This is a genomic window from Chryseobacterium oleae (assembly GCF_900115055.1).
GTDB classification, from domain to species: domain Bacteria; phylum Bacteroidota; class Bacteroidia; order Flavobacteriales; family Weeksellaceae; genus Chryseobacterium; species Chryseobacterium oleae.
Map to the genome: position 1 here is coordinate 573,333 of NZ_FOVD01000003.1, position 15,753 is coordinate 589,085.

11 protein-coding genes are annotated in these 15,753 nt (G+C 31.6%); 6 read left to right on the forward strand and 5 right to left on the reverse strand.

Translation table 11 applies throughout. The annotated features are described in order from the left end of the window. Positions 1-53 precede the first annotated feature (53 nt). Positions 54-287, forward strand: a complete 234-nt coding sequence (locus tag BM143_RS13240) for a helix-turn-helix domain-containing protein (protein WP_228430802.1) — start codon at positions 54-56, stop codon at positions 285-287. A gap of 266 nt (positions 288-553) precedes the next feature. Here BM143_RS13240 and BM143_RS13245 read toward each other — a convergent pair whose 3' ends face one another. The 3 genes from BM143_RS13245 to BM143_RS13255 are packed head-to-tail and all read right to left on the reverse strand — an operon-like array spanning position 554 to position 4,104. Further along, entirely contained in the window at positions 554-1,852 is a 1,299-nt protein-coding gene (locus BM143_RS13245; RefSeq protein WP_139222042.1) for a hypothetical protein, read from the reverse strand. A 4-nt stretch (positions 1,853-1,856) separates the two neighbouring features. Next, positions 1,857-3,860, reverse strand: coding sequence for a DNA cytosine methyltransferase (locus tag BM143_RS13250; protein WP_228430804.1), 2,004 nt, complete (start codon positions 3,858-3,860; stop codon positions 1,857-1,859). Continuing rightward, on the reverse strand, positions 3,796-4,104 hold the full coding sequence (locus BM143_RS13255; protein WP_090024914.1) for a helix-turn-helix domain-containing protein: 309 nt from the start codon (positions 4,102-4,104) through the stop codon (positions 3,796-3,798). Before BM143_RS13255 ends, BM143_RS13250 begins: the two co-directional genes overlap by 65 nt. Positions 4,105-4,709: 605 nt before the next feature. On the opposite strand from BM143_RS13255, the gene BM143_RS13265 reads away from it, so the two are divergent. From BM143_RS13265 to BM143_RS13275, 3 genes are all read left to right on the forward strand, one after another. Beyond that, positions 4,710-6,146, forward strand: a complete 1,437-nt coding sequence (locus tag BM143_RS13265) for a HEPN domain-containing protein (protein ID WP_090024916.1) — start codon at positions 4,710-4,712, stop codon at positions 6,144-6,146. Positions 6,147-6,881: 735 nt separating this feature from the next. Continuing rightward, positions 6,882-7,403 (forward strand): hypothetical protein, encoded by a 522-nt coding sequence (locus BM143_RS13270; protein WP_090024917.1) that lies wholly within the window; start codon positions 6,882-6,884, stop codon positions 7,401-7,403. Positions 7,404-7,415: 12 nt separating this feature from the next. Further along, on the forward strand, positions 7,416-8,228 hold the full coding sequence (locus BM143_RS13275) for a hypothetical protein (protein WP_090024918.1): 813 nt from the start codon (positions 7,416-7,418) through the stop codon (positions 8,226-8,228). A 317-nt stretch (positions 8,229-8,545) separates the two neighbouring features. On the opposite strand, the gene BM143_RS13280 is transcribed toward BM143_RS13275, so the two are convergent. Then, entirely contained in the window at positions 8,546-8,815 is a 270-nt protein-coding gene (locus BM143_RS13280) for a hypothetical protein (protein WP_090024919.1), read from the reverse strand. Between the two features lie 179 nt (positions 8,816-8,994). Beyond that, positions 8,995-10,191: a DUF3945 domain-containing protein gene (locus tag BM143_RS13285; protein ID WP_090024920.1), complete on the reverse strand. Its 1,197-nt coding sequence runs from the start codon at positions 10,189-10,191 to the stop codon at positions 8,995-8,997. A 301-nt stretch (positions 10,192-10,492) separates the two neighbouring features. Between BM143_RS13285 and BM143_RS13290 the strand changes: the two genes are divergently transcribed. Together BM143_RS13290 and BM143_RS13295 are read left to right on the forward strand one after the other, a co-directional pair. After that, the gene (locus tag BM143_RS13290) at positions 10,493-12,031 is read left to right on the forward strand and encodes a T9SS type A sorting domain-containing protein (protein ID WP_090024921.1); all 1,539 of its coding nucleotides are present in this window, start codon (positions 10,493-10,495) and stop codon (positions 12,029-12,031) included. Positions 12,032-12,041: 10 nt separating this feature from the next. After that, positions 12,042-15,752 (forward strand): DUF5977 domain-containing protein, encoded by a 3,711-nt coding sequence (locus tag BM143_RS13295; protein ID WP_139222043.1) that lies wholly within the window; start codon positions 12,042-12,044, stop codon positions 15,750-15,752. Position 15,753 lies beyond the last annotated feature (1 nt).

Genomic DNA, 15,753 nt, shown 5'->3' on the forward strand with positions numbered 1-15,753 from the left:
CTACAATTAATTATTGAAATCTTTCCAACTTTGCCAACTAAATGCTAATTTCAATGGATAAAATTGAATTTCGAATAGCTTTTGGTAAGCAAGTTGAAAAGTTTAGGACAAAACTAGGCTTAAGCTATCGTGCATTAGCTCAAAAATGTGACATCGATCATAGTAACATCAGCAAGATTGAAAAAGGAGAAGTCGATATAAGAATGTCAACGATACAAGAGCTATCAAAAGGATTAGATGTGCATCCCCAAGAATTATTTAATTTTAAAATAAATGAAAAATCCTAACTATGTAGTTAGGATTTTCATTATCTAGTAATTGCTTTGTAGTAATATTTAGAGCATTATTCAATGATCTTTAAAGTTTTATCAATTCGGTTGTATTTTTTTTTTTTTGTAAAGGCTTATGTAAATAATAATTACTTCAGGTCACCTAGGTTTTTAAAAATATTGTCACTGTGTACAGCGCTGTTAATATAGGTGGCTTTAAGCATCTTGTAATCATTATATATCGTTGACTATTTATTACCGAATATATTTAACCAAATATTATACTATTTCAAGCATTTCTTAAATGATTCAACCCATTCAGTTGTAGGCTCATCAATTGGAGCAATTTCTCTTCTCAATTGACAAATAGATTCTCCAATTGCTGTAAGCCATTTCGGTCCAATTTCTTCTCTATCTAAATCAAATTTATTTAATTGATATTCCACCCATTCATCAAACTGCATTATATATATTTCTGTTCCATGTTTCTGCTTCAAGTCTTCAATCCTATTATTGATCTCAGACTTTAAGTTCGGTGTTTGGTCTGTAACAAAACCTACAGTTAAAGCTTGAGGATGTAAAAGGAGTTTATCATCAAGCTCTTCTAATTCATCTCTCAAATATGCTTTTCCATATTTTGCATCCCAAGATTCAATAATATCCATATTTCCTCTTGTATGAGTAACTTCAATATCTCCGATATTTCCATGCTTTTTATTTGCAGACCTCATTTGAGATAATGGTTTAAGAAAACCATTTAGACACTTTTCTTCTTCTAAAACCTGAAATAATGCATGCATTGCTACCTCAAACATTCTTGCTGAATAAGTAGAATTTTCAATAAAATCACTAATCTTTGAATAGCATACATCAAAAGATGGTTTTCTTTCAACAAATTCATTTAGCACAATTATCGTTTCTTGTGTAAGATTTAGAAATGCCTCAGATTTATTATTTAGAAAAATAATTAGCTGCCTCAAAGCATTTATGGCATCTAATCTACCTGTTTCCACAGCATCAGAAATTTCTAGCCATTCATGTCTTGCGCCACGAATAGCAGCCTTATAAAGTTTTGAATACGGATAATTTTCTGCCAGACTCCGGGTCATCATAAAGCCGTCAGCATTCAATCTTAAAAGATTATACTTTCTTAATACGGGTGTAATATAATTCTTGTCAAGAACTCTCATTGGAATGCCTTCTTTCCAAGAAAAATCTGCACCTGTACTTCCTTTATGCAAACGTATAGATTGAGCAGGAAGTATCGACTTGACTGTTAGCTGTAAAACTGTTAATCCTACTATAGCTCTTCCAACTTCACTTGTTACAGAATTCACTAGGGACTCAATAATATCTGTCTGATCTTCTGTGATATTTTCTATTCTGACTTCAGGGTTTTTACATTCCTCAATAATTTTTTCAAGAAAACCTTGTGTTAAGGCTTCTTTAATCACAGCCAATCTTTGCTTTGCATCATCTGATGGCTTTCCTTCATCATATTGATATTCAACACCATCTATCCCTACAAAAATACTTCTATCAGAGTAAATATGTAAAACTGGTTCATTTTTCTCATTATCCATTTGTTTAAAATATTTTTTTAAGTTGAACACTTAATGGAGTAAGTGTTGGAAATTTATATGGGATTAAATACTCATTTTGAGGAATTTCAGGATTTGTATTATTATTTCTAATCTCGAATCCTATCTTTCTTAAAGCAGAAAAATAATTTACCAATATGTCAGAAGTAATATCATAGCTTTCTACAAATTTATTTATATGTTTTATCTGTCCAATTGTAGGATCAATTAAAATTAATTCTAAAAGTTCCCATATTTTATCTTTTATTTCAATTTCATCACTAGACCTAATAAGATTATAAGAAATATCATTTGTATATTGATAATAACCGTTTAATTGTATTAAATCTGCTTTTATATTATTTTCAATTAATACCTGCTCAAACAATTTCCAAAGTATCGTATAATCAATAATAAGATTACTATATGATATAAGGTGAACCTCATTCACTGTCAGAAACAATGGCTCTTTTTTTACTTTTTTTATTTCAACTCTATATAATTCTTGTTGTTGCTTGTCTCTTGATAATTCAATAGTCCATTTATTTTTTGTAGGTTTAAAGATTACTTCAATATTAGATTGAGAATTATTTTCTATTTTAAAGTTATCTGTTAATCCAATTCTGTATATCTTCTGTTCAATTTTTTTCTGGGGCTTTTCCTTATGATCTTCCAAAGCTGCCTGTGCTTTCTTTATATATTCATTAGTTCTACCTCGTTTCAATTCTCTAAATGATAGTTTTTCATTTTCATCGAGGTAAGAAAGTTCAAATGGCAATTCAACATTAAAAAATTGATCTAACACACTTAAAGCTAGTATCCTTGCAAATTGAGGCGGAACAGAATTCCCTATTTGCTTACTTATAACGGCTCTATTACCAACTATTTTGTAATCATCAGGAAACGTTTGAAGTCGCTTTAACTCTTCAACTGTAAAATGTCTATTTTCCCAATGAAAAGGACCTGTATATTGTCCTCCTGATGCTTTTAATGTTCTTATTGGCTTTGATGGATCAGCTTTATAAAGAAAATCTGAAAACTTTGAGCGCCAAGCAAAAATTGGATTAGGATGTCCCATTTTTTCAGTAAAGAAACTATAATTTAGACCAAATGGAATCTCCTGTAGTAGATGTCCAAACCTACCATTAACTACTGGAAGCTTCTCATCTTTAGAATATATAATATTAGATACAGCCTCCTTTGCAGAATAATGCTTTAATTCCTGAAAAGAATCAGGTCCATGTGTTGGTCTGGGAAATTTAAAGGATATTCCCTCTTTAGAGCCAACAATAATAACTCTTTCCCTATGCTGAGGAACGCCATAATCTGCTGCATCCAATACTCTATAAGTAACATTATATCCAATCTCATTAAAAGCCTGTACAATTTTTTTTATGGATTCTCCTTTTTCCGCTCCCAATAATCCGTATACGTTTTCAAATAAAAATCCTTTTGGTTTTAATTTTTTTAAAACTCTAACATACTCTTCAAATAAACTCCCTCTATCATCTTTTGTTCCAGCAACCCCAGCTGCCCTTCTTCCTGCTGCGGAAAACGATTGACATGGTGGCCCACCAATTATAAAATCTACTTGCGTTGCAATATTGGGTTTATATTCTTTAATATCTTTTGCTAAGATATTTGCTTTGCCAAAATATTCACCTTCCAATTGGTTATGTAACATTGTTTGTACAAACTTTTCTTCAAGTTCGACAGACTCAAGTAAAGTAAACCCTGCATCGCAAAATCCAATATCAAGTCCCCCTGCTCCAGAAAATAATGCTACGGTGTTAATTGGTTGTATAAGATTATTGCTTACCACCTTTTTTATAGCCTTTCCAAATTCATCAGGTGATAAAATATCTTTATCAGAAACTTGCTGACAAATTTCTTTATAGTTGTTGTTTTTTATAGTTTTTTCAAAAAAACTAAGTTGACCCATTTTATTATGCATTTTTAATTTTAAAGGATTTAATCCTCTTCTCTGTAATTTTAAGTGCTTTTTCCCCAAGCTCTTCATTTTTAATCTCCAATAATATTTTATCACTTAAAAACAAAACTAAAAGCTCATCGGTATCATAATTGTAAATTCCCGCTAGTTTAAATACTATTTCTTTTGTTATCTTTCTTTCTCCACGTTCCATTTTACTTAGAATAGATATATCTATATTAAGTATTTGTGCAATTCGTCGCAGAGGAAGTTTCTTTTGTTCTCTAATTTGTCTTAGCCTTTCTCCAATTGTAATAATTAGCATAATGATTGTTGACAATTTATGTCAAAAATAAGTCTTCTAAATCAGATCCACAAATAAGTCTTCTTGAAAAAAGAAGACTTTTCGCTAACCACTATAGGATCAGATATTTTTTATAATAAATTCATCTATTTAAAATATAAAGTGAATTACTTTAAAATTGAATCTGGGCTCCATAGTCTCTTGCTTGTGCTAATTTCATGCTTATACATTTTTTGTAATATTGTACTTTTTTCTAATATTACGCTATATAGTTTAAAATTCTTTTTGAGCAATACCATTTCAGGGAAAATACTGAATCAAAAAAATCATTAATTATTCTTACTCTTGATGTAACGATAATATTTATCTTAATAATTATAATTAATAACATGAAATGTGTAAATAATGGCAAGTATTAATTCTAAGAGAGTTCTTTTTGAGAAGTTCTCCAATCAGTTGCATCTCTTAAAAAGCAAAGCCCGATTAACTTTAAGGGGGTATAAGATAGGTGTTCCAGATGGTATTAGAGTCACTCTAAATGTGTCCAATTATGATAAAGATGCAGACCTCTTCAATGACAATAAGGAAATTAATAGGGTTTTAAATTGGCATAAATCTTTTAATTCATGAGAATTGCACAAGTTAAAGTTTATTATGAGGTAAACTTTGAATCAGATTTGAATCTGGATTTCTATTTCCAGACCTCACACATTTATACCATTTCAAAACAAATGTATGAAGAGTTACATCCTATGGTTCCGAATAAGTTTATTGATGAAAGCGATTATATAAGAAATCAAGACGTTAATAGTTATCTGGTCATAGAATCAACATGCGATATAAAAAATTATGATAGTATAAATGAAGCATCAGCAATACTAAGACCTCAACTTTTAGTTATACTGGGTATTTTATCATTTTTCACAGACGAAGCATTTTTAAGTTATGAATGGGTTAATATGAATTCTCACATTACACACCAACATATACACAGTCCAGGCAATCAAACAAAATTTGCAGTTGGTCATAAAAATTTAGTGCGAGATTTAAAGTTACTATTGAATAGGATTAATGACTCGAAAGAAGAGCAACAAATTTTAATATATACTTTATTTGAGAGATTTAGAAAAGCATTACATTTTGAAAAGGAAAGTATAGACAGTGGTTCATATACAGATGAATCTATATTAGCATATGTTCATATTTTAGAAGTTTTATCTGATGAATATAAAGATTCATTCAGAACAATGATTGAACAGAAAAATAGTGAGTTACGTGCAGATTTAATAAATTTAATAGCAAATAACCCTGACAATCTTCCGACTAAAAAAATAAAAAACACCATTAATTTACTCATTGGTAATCAAGTAACGTTAAGAGCAAAAATTTTGCAAATGTTAAATGAATTTGGATTACAAAATGATAAAACAAATGATATTGTAGTACGTTTCATCGCACATCGTAATTCCATAGCACATGGAAAGAAAAGTCTTTATCAGGACATTGTTGTATTTCCATTGAAACCTTTTTTCTCGTTTGTTCAAGATATTTACGAACTCCCTGAAACAATTAAATTATTGGCAGCAGTTTGTATGTCAAAATATTTAGGTCTTACTATCTGGCAAAAAGAATGGAACTTCTATCTTAATAACATTGAAAAACCAACCATTCAATCTGTTAAGGAATTTCTGGAAAGTAAGAAATATAATAATTTAGCTCTTGCAGACTTTATATCCGGTAAAATAAATGGAATTACTCCTAATACAATTTTCTATTATTTTATAAATGGTAAAGTTAAGCACAAGGACTTCGAGGAATCAATGTCTGTAATAAAACAATTGACACGGAAAACAAAGAGGATTTGTGAATCTTTATTTGATTGTTGCACAGTTCTAAGTGATTCGTCTGACTTACAACTAGCAAAAATTTCGAAACAGATTGTTATAACTTCATTCAAAAAAAGTTATTATCCACATTCAAATATTCGAGATTCAATTAAAGAACTACAATATCATAACATCCATGTAATTTGGTTTGAGGAATGGTTATTAAAAGGAAAGTAGCTATGACAATAAATATCGTTCTTCCAATTTCTAAAAAATTCAATTTCTCCCTTTTCAGCAATGTCATATATTTAAGGATTTTGTTTTCATTTTCTTGCATTATATTTTCCATTGATGTCAAATAAAATCTTTTGTTCTCGAATCTTTTTTATTAAACCTTTGTAACAAGAGTTTCTATAGTCATTTCTATTAATCTTTATCTGAACTCACAATCTACGCCATGAAGTGATTGCCTGTGAATTTATTTTTTTATCACATCCTCTTTCGATAGCAAAACTCCAAATCTCAGCTATTGTCGATAGTTTTTTTTCTTCTTTTAATATTAATTGAGATCGCTCTAGACAAGTTATTATACATTTTATATTTAGATTTAATCTTCAAAATGATGTTTTGTTATTTACAGTTACTTTTAATATTAATAAATTTAGTCAGAGAATATATATCAATAATTTGCATTTCTTGAACTAAAATATTGAAACAATATAAACTGAGAGATAAGTTCCAAATCACTGTTTTGCAATTGTTCTATCTCTTTGTAAATGTTTGAAAAATTTAAAAGCTAATATCATTAATTATTGTCGGTAATAAATTCAGTGAAAATACTGATCTACAAGATCTAAGTAATATCTATTTTTGATTTTACGGAAACCCGTAATTATTACAACTAGATATCAACTATTTTTGATAACATTTTAAATATTACGATTTATTCAAAAGATTACAAAAAATTAAAGAATGAAATATTTATATCAGTTATTTTTAGCTTTTAACTCAACTTGGCTGATTGCTGTGGTATTTCTTGTAAAAGACAAATACATATTTACAGTTCTCGAAAAATATTCTATGTATTTTTCCTGGGGGTTATTTATCTTGATTCCAATTCTTTTGACAGCTTTGAGTTTTATGATCGCAAGAAAATTACCAAAAGATAATTTGCAAAGTGGTTCAGTGATGGAAATTGAATTGGCAAATAACAATTTCTTACCAACTTATTTAGGATATTTTTTTGTGTCTTTGGGTGTAAATGACATTTCAACGTTAATCGTAGTTTTTTTAATCATCTATATTTTCACCTACTTATCACAGACACTTTATTTTAATCCTATTTTTTTACTATTTGGTTATCATTTCTATTTTATAAAGACCTCGGCAAATATTAAAATATTCCTGATAACGAAAAGACAGCTAAAGACTCCTGGTAATGATCATTTTAATAATTTAAGGAGAATCAATAATTATACATTTATAGAACTTTAAAACACTTTGTATATGGCAACATTTATTTATGGTAAAGTAAAAAGAAAACATAATATATTTCGGGTAATTGAGACAGAAGAAGAGGTATATAATACTTCGCAATTAAATTTAGATGGAGTGGATTATAACCCAGCTACATTAATCGAAAATGAAGAACTTTATAAAGTTTCACAGTTTTCTCAATCAGGATATTCATTTGATTTTATTAATAATGATTTGAACTCTGTAAATCATGATCAAATAACAAGAAATGATCTTACAAAATTATCTTTTATTTGTACCGTACAGAATAATCTGTACTTTTTTCAAATTATTAACTCTAGCTTCTTTATCAGCAAAAAATGGTTTTCAATTGATGAACTAAGAATTGAAACAGAAAAACCAATTATCGCAGTGAATCCATTTGCTGATGCCATATATGATAAGAATACTGATATATTATACTTCAAAAAGCTACCTGCGGCTCAGAAAATTTTTAAAGGAATGGATCAGTTATATAAAGAAGCAACAGCTTCAGAAACTGATTCCTTTTTACAAAACGATTTTCTTTCAGTAGATTCTAATTTCAGTAACAGAAATGTATCAGTACCTAATAGAAAAAGAATTGCATTAGTAATGGAGACATTAAATAATTTATCTGACCCTGAAAAACAGGCTGTATATTCTTATACCAGTCAATACAGCCAAGTAGTATTTGAAGATGGAAAATTCAAAATTGAAACAGATGAAGATCTTAAATTTGTTTTATGGGGAATTGAACAGAGATTCTATACCACTCCAATCGGAGGTGAAAAGAGAATTGCCAACTCAATCATTAGTATTTAGCTAATGTCAAAAGAATCTTTATTAAGTTTGTCCCAGTTGAAAGGAAATCGAGGCTGATTTAATTTGACACTATCCCAGGAAGTGTGTAAGCTGAAAATTTTCTACCTCACAACTTCCTCTCTTTTAATATACTCGAACCCTTTTTAAGGTCTTCCTCTTTCTCCGTCTCAAACCAAAAACCAAACTTCCCCCTCACTATATCAACCCACACACACCTATACCTTTCGCCATTATAAAGAAAATCTGTAAATTTACAGAGTTGAATTTTACTTCAACTATTTATGTTTTAGAGCTTATCTACCACAGATAGGCTCTTTTTATTTAATATATGGTGAATTTACTTCAGCAGCCTGATCACAAAATAAGTTGGTAAAATATGATTTATCCTCTGTCTTAGGATCTATAAATATTTCTGATTCAAGGCGTATTTTAAATTCCCAGGTATCCCATTTACGAAGTCCTTGTTGATACGGATTGAATGTACAGTGCAACTCGAAATGCCGTTTATTTTCATCACCCTGAAATTCTACGATAACCCTTTTATCATCAGAATGAATTTCTTCCCTTATAGTAGCTTTAAGTTTCATAATCTATTTTTTCAAAGCTATAATGGTAATGCGACAGAATGTGTCGTAAAATAAAATATAAATTGAAAAGTTTCCCCCTCACAATTTCTTCCCTTTCGATTTACCCGAAGTCCTCTTAAGGTCCTTCTTCCAAACATTCCTAAACGAAAACTCAAACTTCCCCACCTTTCTATCAAATTTCAAATACCCCTGATACTTCTTCCCATTCTTATCACCAGCCCATCAACATACGCCGTCTCACCTGCCTTTAATTTCTCAACCTGCCAAGCCTTAAGTTTCTTCCCTCGAAACATCCCCGGAACCTCTGCCTTAACACTGCTCCTTAGATCTCCCACTCTAAAACTCTTAATATTTTTCTTAAACAAAAACTCCACATACCGCTTATCCGCATTATACTGAACTGCTGCATTAAACAATGTCCCTTTGTTAGAAAGCATATCTTCAATAAACAAAGCCCTTCCTTCCTTAAGAACCTTTTTCTGCTCCTTATTCAAAGTCACTCCCTTAATGAATAGCGGAATTCTCATCTCATTTATTCTTACCGCAATTAAATCATTCGTCAGCCTGTCCCTTGAGATCAGTGAAGGGATCTTTTCTCCTGTGATAGGATATACCAAATCCACTACCCGTCCCATATTCCCACTCTCCATCAGGTTTCTTTGGTCCTCCCAGCTGAACACATGCCCTAAAAAAGTCTTTGTAAAATCAGGGTCTTTTCTAACCGGATAAAACCTGACTTCCAAATTCCCAGCATTATTGACTCTAAGTGAAAGTCTGGCCTCCATCTGAGTCATCACCGAGCCTGTCTTAAATTCAACAGGAACGAGCATCGGAGTTTTATATCCTTTAAGCATCGGCTCCAAAGCCCCCATCTCACTGAGCTTATCCATACTCAAACCAATCTTCTCCATCATCTTCCAATCCACCTGCTCAGGCTTGTACAAGTATCGATCCTCTACCCTATAGTCCGTAAACTCATTTCCGTCCAGAAGATCTCTATGCACCTCTACAGCATCAATAGAAATTTCATACTCCTTAAGCAATTCCTTCTCTTCCTCTGAAGCCTGATCCAGGTACTGTTGCAGATCTATTGCTGTCTGCTGAACTTCATACTCAGTTACCTTAAAAAATGAAAAGTCAGAGGGATCTTTCAGTTGATGATAAAACTCACTGAACATTTCAGCAAAGGAATCATCTTCTGCAACCAAATGAACTAGCTGATCAGAACTTACCTCTTTAAAACTGCTGTCTTTTAATTCCCCATTCTGAGCCACTCCCTCAACCATTCCAATGGTATTGCTAGTGTGATGTAATACAAGTAGCGTATCCCGACGTTTTTCTATAGCATGTAACTCATTATTATGTTCTTTTTTCATAACTCGTCCAGTTAAGCAAACCAAGTTATGTAGTAGTAAGCCTATTGCTGTTAATCAGTAAAATATGACATCATTTGGCTGTGATGGTCTGCATAATTTAGACTGGTAGATCAGCCCATGTACTTTACAAATTATGCAACGTCCTGTCAAGATACTACAATTGATTTGTATTAATAAATTCAAAAGTAAATGATCAAAACACAGATTAGTGATATAAGTCATATGGATTTGTTTAGATAAAATGTTAACGATTGCTAAAAACCGTTAATTTTGCAGACTTTAAAATTAGAAAAAACAAAACATGAAAAACCTCTACATGAGTATATTTGCTCTATGTACAATATTTAGTCATGCTCAGGAAGTAGCTTGGCAAAAAGACATCAAATCGTCCACGCAGGATTTTTTGAGCCAAGTAACCACAACCATAGACCAGCAATACCTGATCTCAGGAAGTTCTATACAATCTAAAAAGCTTTCTACAGAAAACAAACAGAACAACGGCTACGATTTTCATTTAGTAAAACTTAATCAGCAGGGTGAAGAGGTCTGGGAAAAATATTTCGGGGGAAATAACCATGACTATCTTTCATCTTCCATCGCTACCCAGGAAGGAGGCTTCCTTTTGGCAGGAACATCTTATTCAGGAAAAGGTCTTGATAAAAAAGAAGATTCAAAAGGTGGATCTGACATTTGGCTAATACGACTTAATGAATTTGGTGATGAATTGTGGCAGAAAACATTAGGATCAACATCCGATGAAGAAGTAAGATCGGTTATCCAGTCCACTGATCTCGGATTTTTTGTGTCCGGAAATGTTCAAAGCTCATCTAAAGGCTACGGTTCCAAAGATGTTATAATTATAAAGCTCGACAAAAATGGAAAAGAAGTCTCTCAATCAATTTTAGGAGGCAAAGGTCTTGATGAAGTCGAAAAGATAATCCCTACAAAGGACGGGGGTGTTTTGTTAGGGATTTATTCCAGAAGTAATATAGGAGGTTCGAAAAAGACCGAAATCTTTGGAGAAGGAGATTATTGGATTATAAAACTGAACAAAGATGGGAAAACTGAATGGGAAAAAAACTTTGGGGGAAAAGGTGACGACCATTTAAGAACTTTGGCACTGACTTCAAGTGGTTATCTAATTGGTGGGGAATCAAGATCTGGCAGATCTGGGAATAAAACAGTTGAAATCGAAGAAGGCACCGATTTGTGGCTGATTTCTTTAAACGAAAAAGGTGAAGAAATCTGGCAGAAATCCTACAATTTTGGAAACAGGGATATTTTGATGGGCATGAATGTCATTCATTCAGCAGATGATAAAACTTCAAAAGGAATTTTACTGGGCGGCTATACGCAGGCAGAAGGAAGAATAGAAACCGATGATGAGACTTTCTGGATGCTGTATCTCAACGCTGAAGGAAATGAGCAGTGGAGAAAACATGTAAAAGGAGAATCCAGAAAAAGAGAAGAAAGACTTTCTGATATAAAGATGAATAGAGATGGTTCAATCATTTTAGCAGGAACCAGTGCAGAGGAGCTCGGAAGAGAGAACTGGAAAATTGTGAAGCTTGGAGATAAGCAGCTTGATCAGCTCATAGAAAAACAGGATATCAAAATTTATCCTAATCCTGTTTCTGACTATACTTATGTAGAAATTGGCTTTGATTTCAAAGAAGCGGATATTATCCTGTACGATATGGGTGGAAGGCAGATCCAAAGACTTAATACAAGAAATAAGGTAACAAAGATCAATACACAAAACTTAGTTCAGGGTGCTTATTTGGTAACTATAAAAACAGATACCAATAAAACTGGAACTGCTAAGATTATTAAAAAGTAAAAAATAGATAATGATAAGAAGATTAACAACATTATTTTTCATGCACATGTTTTTGCTGTGCTTTACCCAAACGAAGCCGGCAGAAAGTTATTCATTAATAAGAGGGGTAAATGAAAATGTTAATTTGAATACGGGTACAGTAAATTTAAACTTGCCATTATTTGATATAACTGAAGGGAAATTTACACTAAATAATACATTAAATTATGAGTCAAGAGGGTTTGTTCCATATATAACCCCAGCCTATGTTGGATTGAACTGGAATATGATTCAGTTTGGAAAAATAACAAGAGAATCAAGAAGAATAGATTTAACAACTACAAATCAAATTAACAGGCAAGTTTCCACTAGTGCTACAAGGGGTTCATCCATTCTTCCTAACTATGCGGCAGTTGGTATGCAGTATGAAAAATATGACTGTTTAACAACAAGTTTTGATATAGGTAAATTAGAAATATATAATATTTCGGCTGTCGGCAATTCAGCACCAAAATCCAAAGTCCCTAACTCTTCGGAATCATACACGGCTAATCAAAACAGTTTTGAGCCAGATAAATTTTATTTCGACTTTATGGGCTATAAAGGCTACTTTATTATAGACAACGATGGAAGGCCAATCGTATATTGCGAAAACGCAGTGTTAAAAGTAGATATCACAAATTATGGCTTTCATAATATTTTTGAAAATATAACTTTCTCTGAAATTAAATTAATGGATGATAAAGGAAATCAATTTTTCTTTGGAGGTGATAAGAATACTTTAGACATTAGCTTTAGTTTTAATACTGTAGAATATGAATCATGGGATCCTGAATTTGGCCCCTATAGCGGTGCTGCTAAAACCAAGACAAATTATATAGATTCTTGGTCATTAAAAAAAATTATTTTAAATGACGGTTCAGAAATTAACGCATATTACCAAGCATCAGATCTCACCGTACTAAATAACTATCGCAATACTGATAATTTAAAAGAATACATTTCAAATTTATCCTATGATAGCGAGCCAAACTTTCCCTCTAGACAAGAACTTATTAATAGTAATGTAACTGCTGAAATAGTTGAAAGCTTTAATAATTCGATGCATAATACTCCCATTCCCAATACGTATTTATCATTAGAAACATGGACCAGGAATTCTACATTGACGAAAAAAGCGGTTTTGGATAGTATTAAAATTGGAAACACAGTAGTTGATTATAAATACCAAAAAACAACAAATCCGTTAGAGCTAACCGGAAAGTATTTAACAGAAATAAATGTAAAAAGAAATTCTAATCTGGTAAAAAAAATTAATTTAGGCTATCAAAATTATGGTAACACTAACAAAAGAACTTTACTTACGAGTGTTCAGAATAGTGTCGGAGAGAATATATCTCTAGAATATTATAATACAGACGATTTTCCTCCATATATAAAAGCACATACTAATGATTTAGGCTTTTGGAATGGAGATATGAAAAATTATGGCCCCTATCCTACGGGGATCAACGGTTATTATGACTCTGGTATAGAAGATTTTACTGCATATGATACGGGTTTACTAAGAAAAATAACTTATCCTACAAAAGGAAGCACAAGTTATTTATATCAAAAAGGAGCTTATTCAAAGAAATATGCCGATGCTTTTGACTATACTGACATGCCAAAACTAAAAGATGAAAATGGTGTTGTCAATGCTCCGGTGCTCTACAAGAAAATTGAAGTGGACAATAATAATCAAAATATAGAGACGGTTTATAAATATGAAAATGATAACGGTACAAATTCTGGAATTATAGAAGGATCTGTTGAATATCAAAGTATTAATGGATCATACTTAACTAGTAATCAAAATTTAAACCCTAATTTAAATAGCCAGAATTCTCTACATTACAGCACAGTAACTGTTACCAATCCTCAACCGTGGAATGGCTACACCAAATACAGATTTACAGACCGTATAACAAATCCAGATTCTTTAACAAATAAACTTTATAAATATGGTCCTTATGCCAAAGAGTTTCAAAATAGAGACTTATTATTTTTATCAAAGGCATACGAAAGAGGAAAGATTATTAAAGAAGAATTGTATAATCTTCTTGGAATTAAAGTAAAAGAAACAGAATATAAATATAAAAATTTCTTAAAGAAACTTCCTACCATTGATTTACTGAATACAAACTGTAGTACTTGCAAGGCTTCTGATGCGAATTACTATGTTAAAGTAAATGATTATCCTTCTAATTACCATCTTCAGACTCAATATATTCCCGTACTACCATATCTACTGGTATCTCAAACCACTAGCGAAGATTTTGGTGGTTTTATGATGCCTTCGGAACTTATTGAAACCTCAAAAAAAATAACTTATTCGGATAATTTATACTTCAACAATGCACTTACTTACTGGCATCCTTTCCCAATAGAAGAAAAAATTATAAATAGCAAAGGTACAGCGATAAGGAAATATTTATACCCAACAGATCTTCTGAAAAATAGTCCCTGTCCAGCTGGGGGTTGTAATTCGAGCGATAATACTATTGTAGGCGGACAATATGAAATATATGAAAAAATGTTGAGTAAAAATATGTTACTCCCTCTCATCGAAATTACTAAAAACCCTCACGATAAATACACATTAAAAGAAAGTCTACCTTCATCTATAACATTACCAACTAGCGAATCGTTTGTGATAAAAAAGAAAAGGCAATCCTTACTTGATTCTAACTTAAGCTTTACAAGCTATAAGATACCTGTATCGGATGTAATTGATGATGTAAGTTATGAAGTTTATGATAATAAACTAAATGTTATCCAGGCGTCTATTAAGACAAGTATTCCTAATACAACAATTTACGGTTATAATCAAACACTACCAATAGCGCAGATTGCAGGTATAACGTACGCACAACTCATGCAAATTTTTAATCTTCCCAATACGCCCACTGGATATTTAGGTTTAGATATTGTGAAAAAATCTGACCTAGATAAAAATTCCGAGACAGAGAATGTTTTACTGCTTGCTCTTGATAATTTTAGAACAAATTCTAATCTAGCAAATTATGAAATCACAACATATACATATGATCCACTTGTTGGGGTAACAACCGTTACAAGCCCTTCAGGAATAAAGGAAACTTACAAACGTGATTCTTTTCATAGGCTTAATAAGATATTAGATTCGGACAAAAATATTGTTAAGGAATATAATTACAATTATTCACTAGCTGAATTGTTCTATAATGGAGAGCAAAGTCGTGTTTTTAGTAAAACAGACTGTACTGTTGGATATTCACCTGCTTCTTATACATACACGGTTCCTCGAGGGATATATTCTTCTACAATAAGTGAAGCAGATGCCAATCAAAAAGCAATTACCGATATTAATACGAACGGACAGACAATAGCTAATCAAAATTTAGTATGTTCGCCAGGCTGCCCTATAACTCTTTATAATGCAATTTCTGCAAGTTATATGAACATTTATTCAGTTGGCAATAAAGTGACTTTTCAATTGCAATTTAATTCAGGAAACGTTGTTCAATGGAATAACGGAGCAAGCATAGGAACAATGCAAGGTGATTGTAAGCCAGGACAATGGAAAACAATATATTATACTGAACCAAATTCAAATAGCTCCTGGCAAATACAAATTGACCCAATTGGTAATGTACAGGCAAAGTTGCTTTCAGGATTTGTCCCTAATACTATTAATTTTCAGTTTGAATTTTATAAATAAC

Excerpts from the sequence above, each read along its gene's own strand:
- BM143_RS13255 (WP_090024914.1), bottom strand. The coding sequence starts at position 4,104 with ATGCTAATTATTACAATTGGAGAAAGGCTAAGACAAATTAGAGAACAA.
- BM143_RS13240 (WP_228430802.1), top strand. The coding sequence starts at position 54 with ATGGATAAAATTGAATTTCGAATAGCTTTTGGTAAGCAAGTTGAAAAG.
- BM143_RS13290 (WP_090024921.1), top strand. The coding sequence starts at position 10,493 with ATGAAAAACCTCTACATGAGTATATTTGCTCTATGTACAATATTTAGT.
- BM143_RS13245 (WP_139222042.1), bottom strand. The coding sequence starts at position 1,852 with ATGGATAATGAGAAAAATGAACCAGTTTTACATATTTACTCTGATAGA.
- BM143_RS13275 (WP_090024918.1), top strand. The coding sequence starts at position 7,416 with ATGGCAACATTTATTTATGGTAAAGTAAAAAGAAAACATAATATATTT.
- BM143_RS13285 (WP_090024920.1), bottom strand. The coding sequence starts at position 10,191 with ATGAAAAAAGAACATAATAATGAGTTACATGCTATAGAAAAACGTCGG.
- BM143_RS13265 (WP_090024916.1), top strand. The coding sequence starts at position 4,710 with ATGAGAATTGCACAAGTTAAAGTTTATTATGAGGTAAACTTTGAATCA.
- BM143_RS13295 (WP_139222043.1), top strand. The coding sequence starts at position 12,042 with ATGATAAGAAGATTAACAACATTATTTTTCATGCACATGTTTTTGCTG.
- BM143_RS13280 (WP_090024919.1), bottom strand. The coding sequence starts at position 8,815 with ATGAAACTTAAAGCTACTATAAGGGAAGAAATTCATTCTGATGATAAA.
- BM143_RS13270 (WP_090024917.1), top strand. The coding sequence starts at position 6,882 with ATGAAATATTTATATCAGTTATTTTTAGCTTTTAACTCAACTTGGCTG.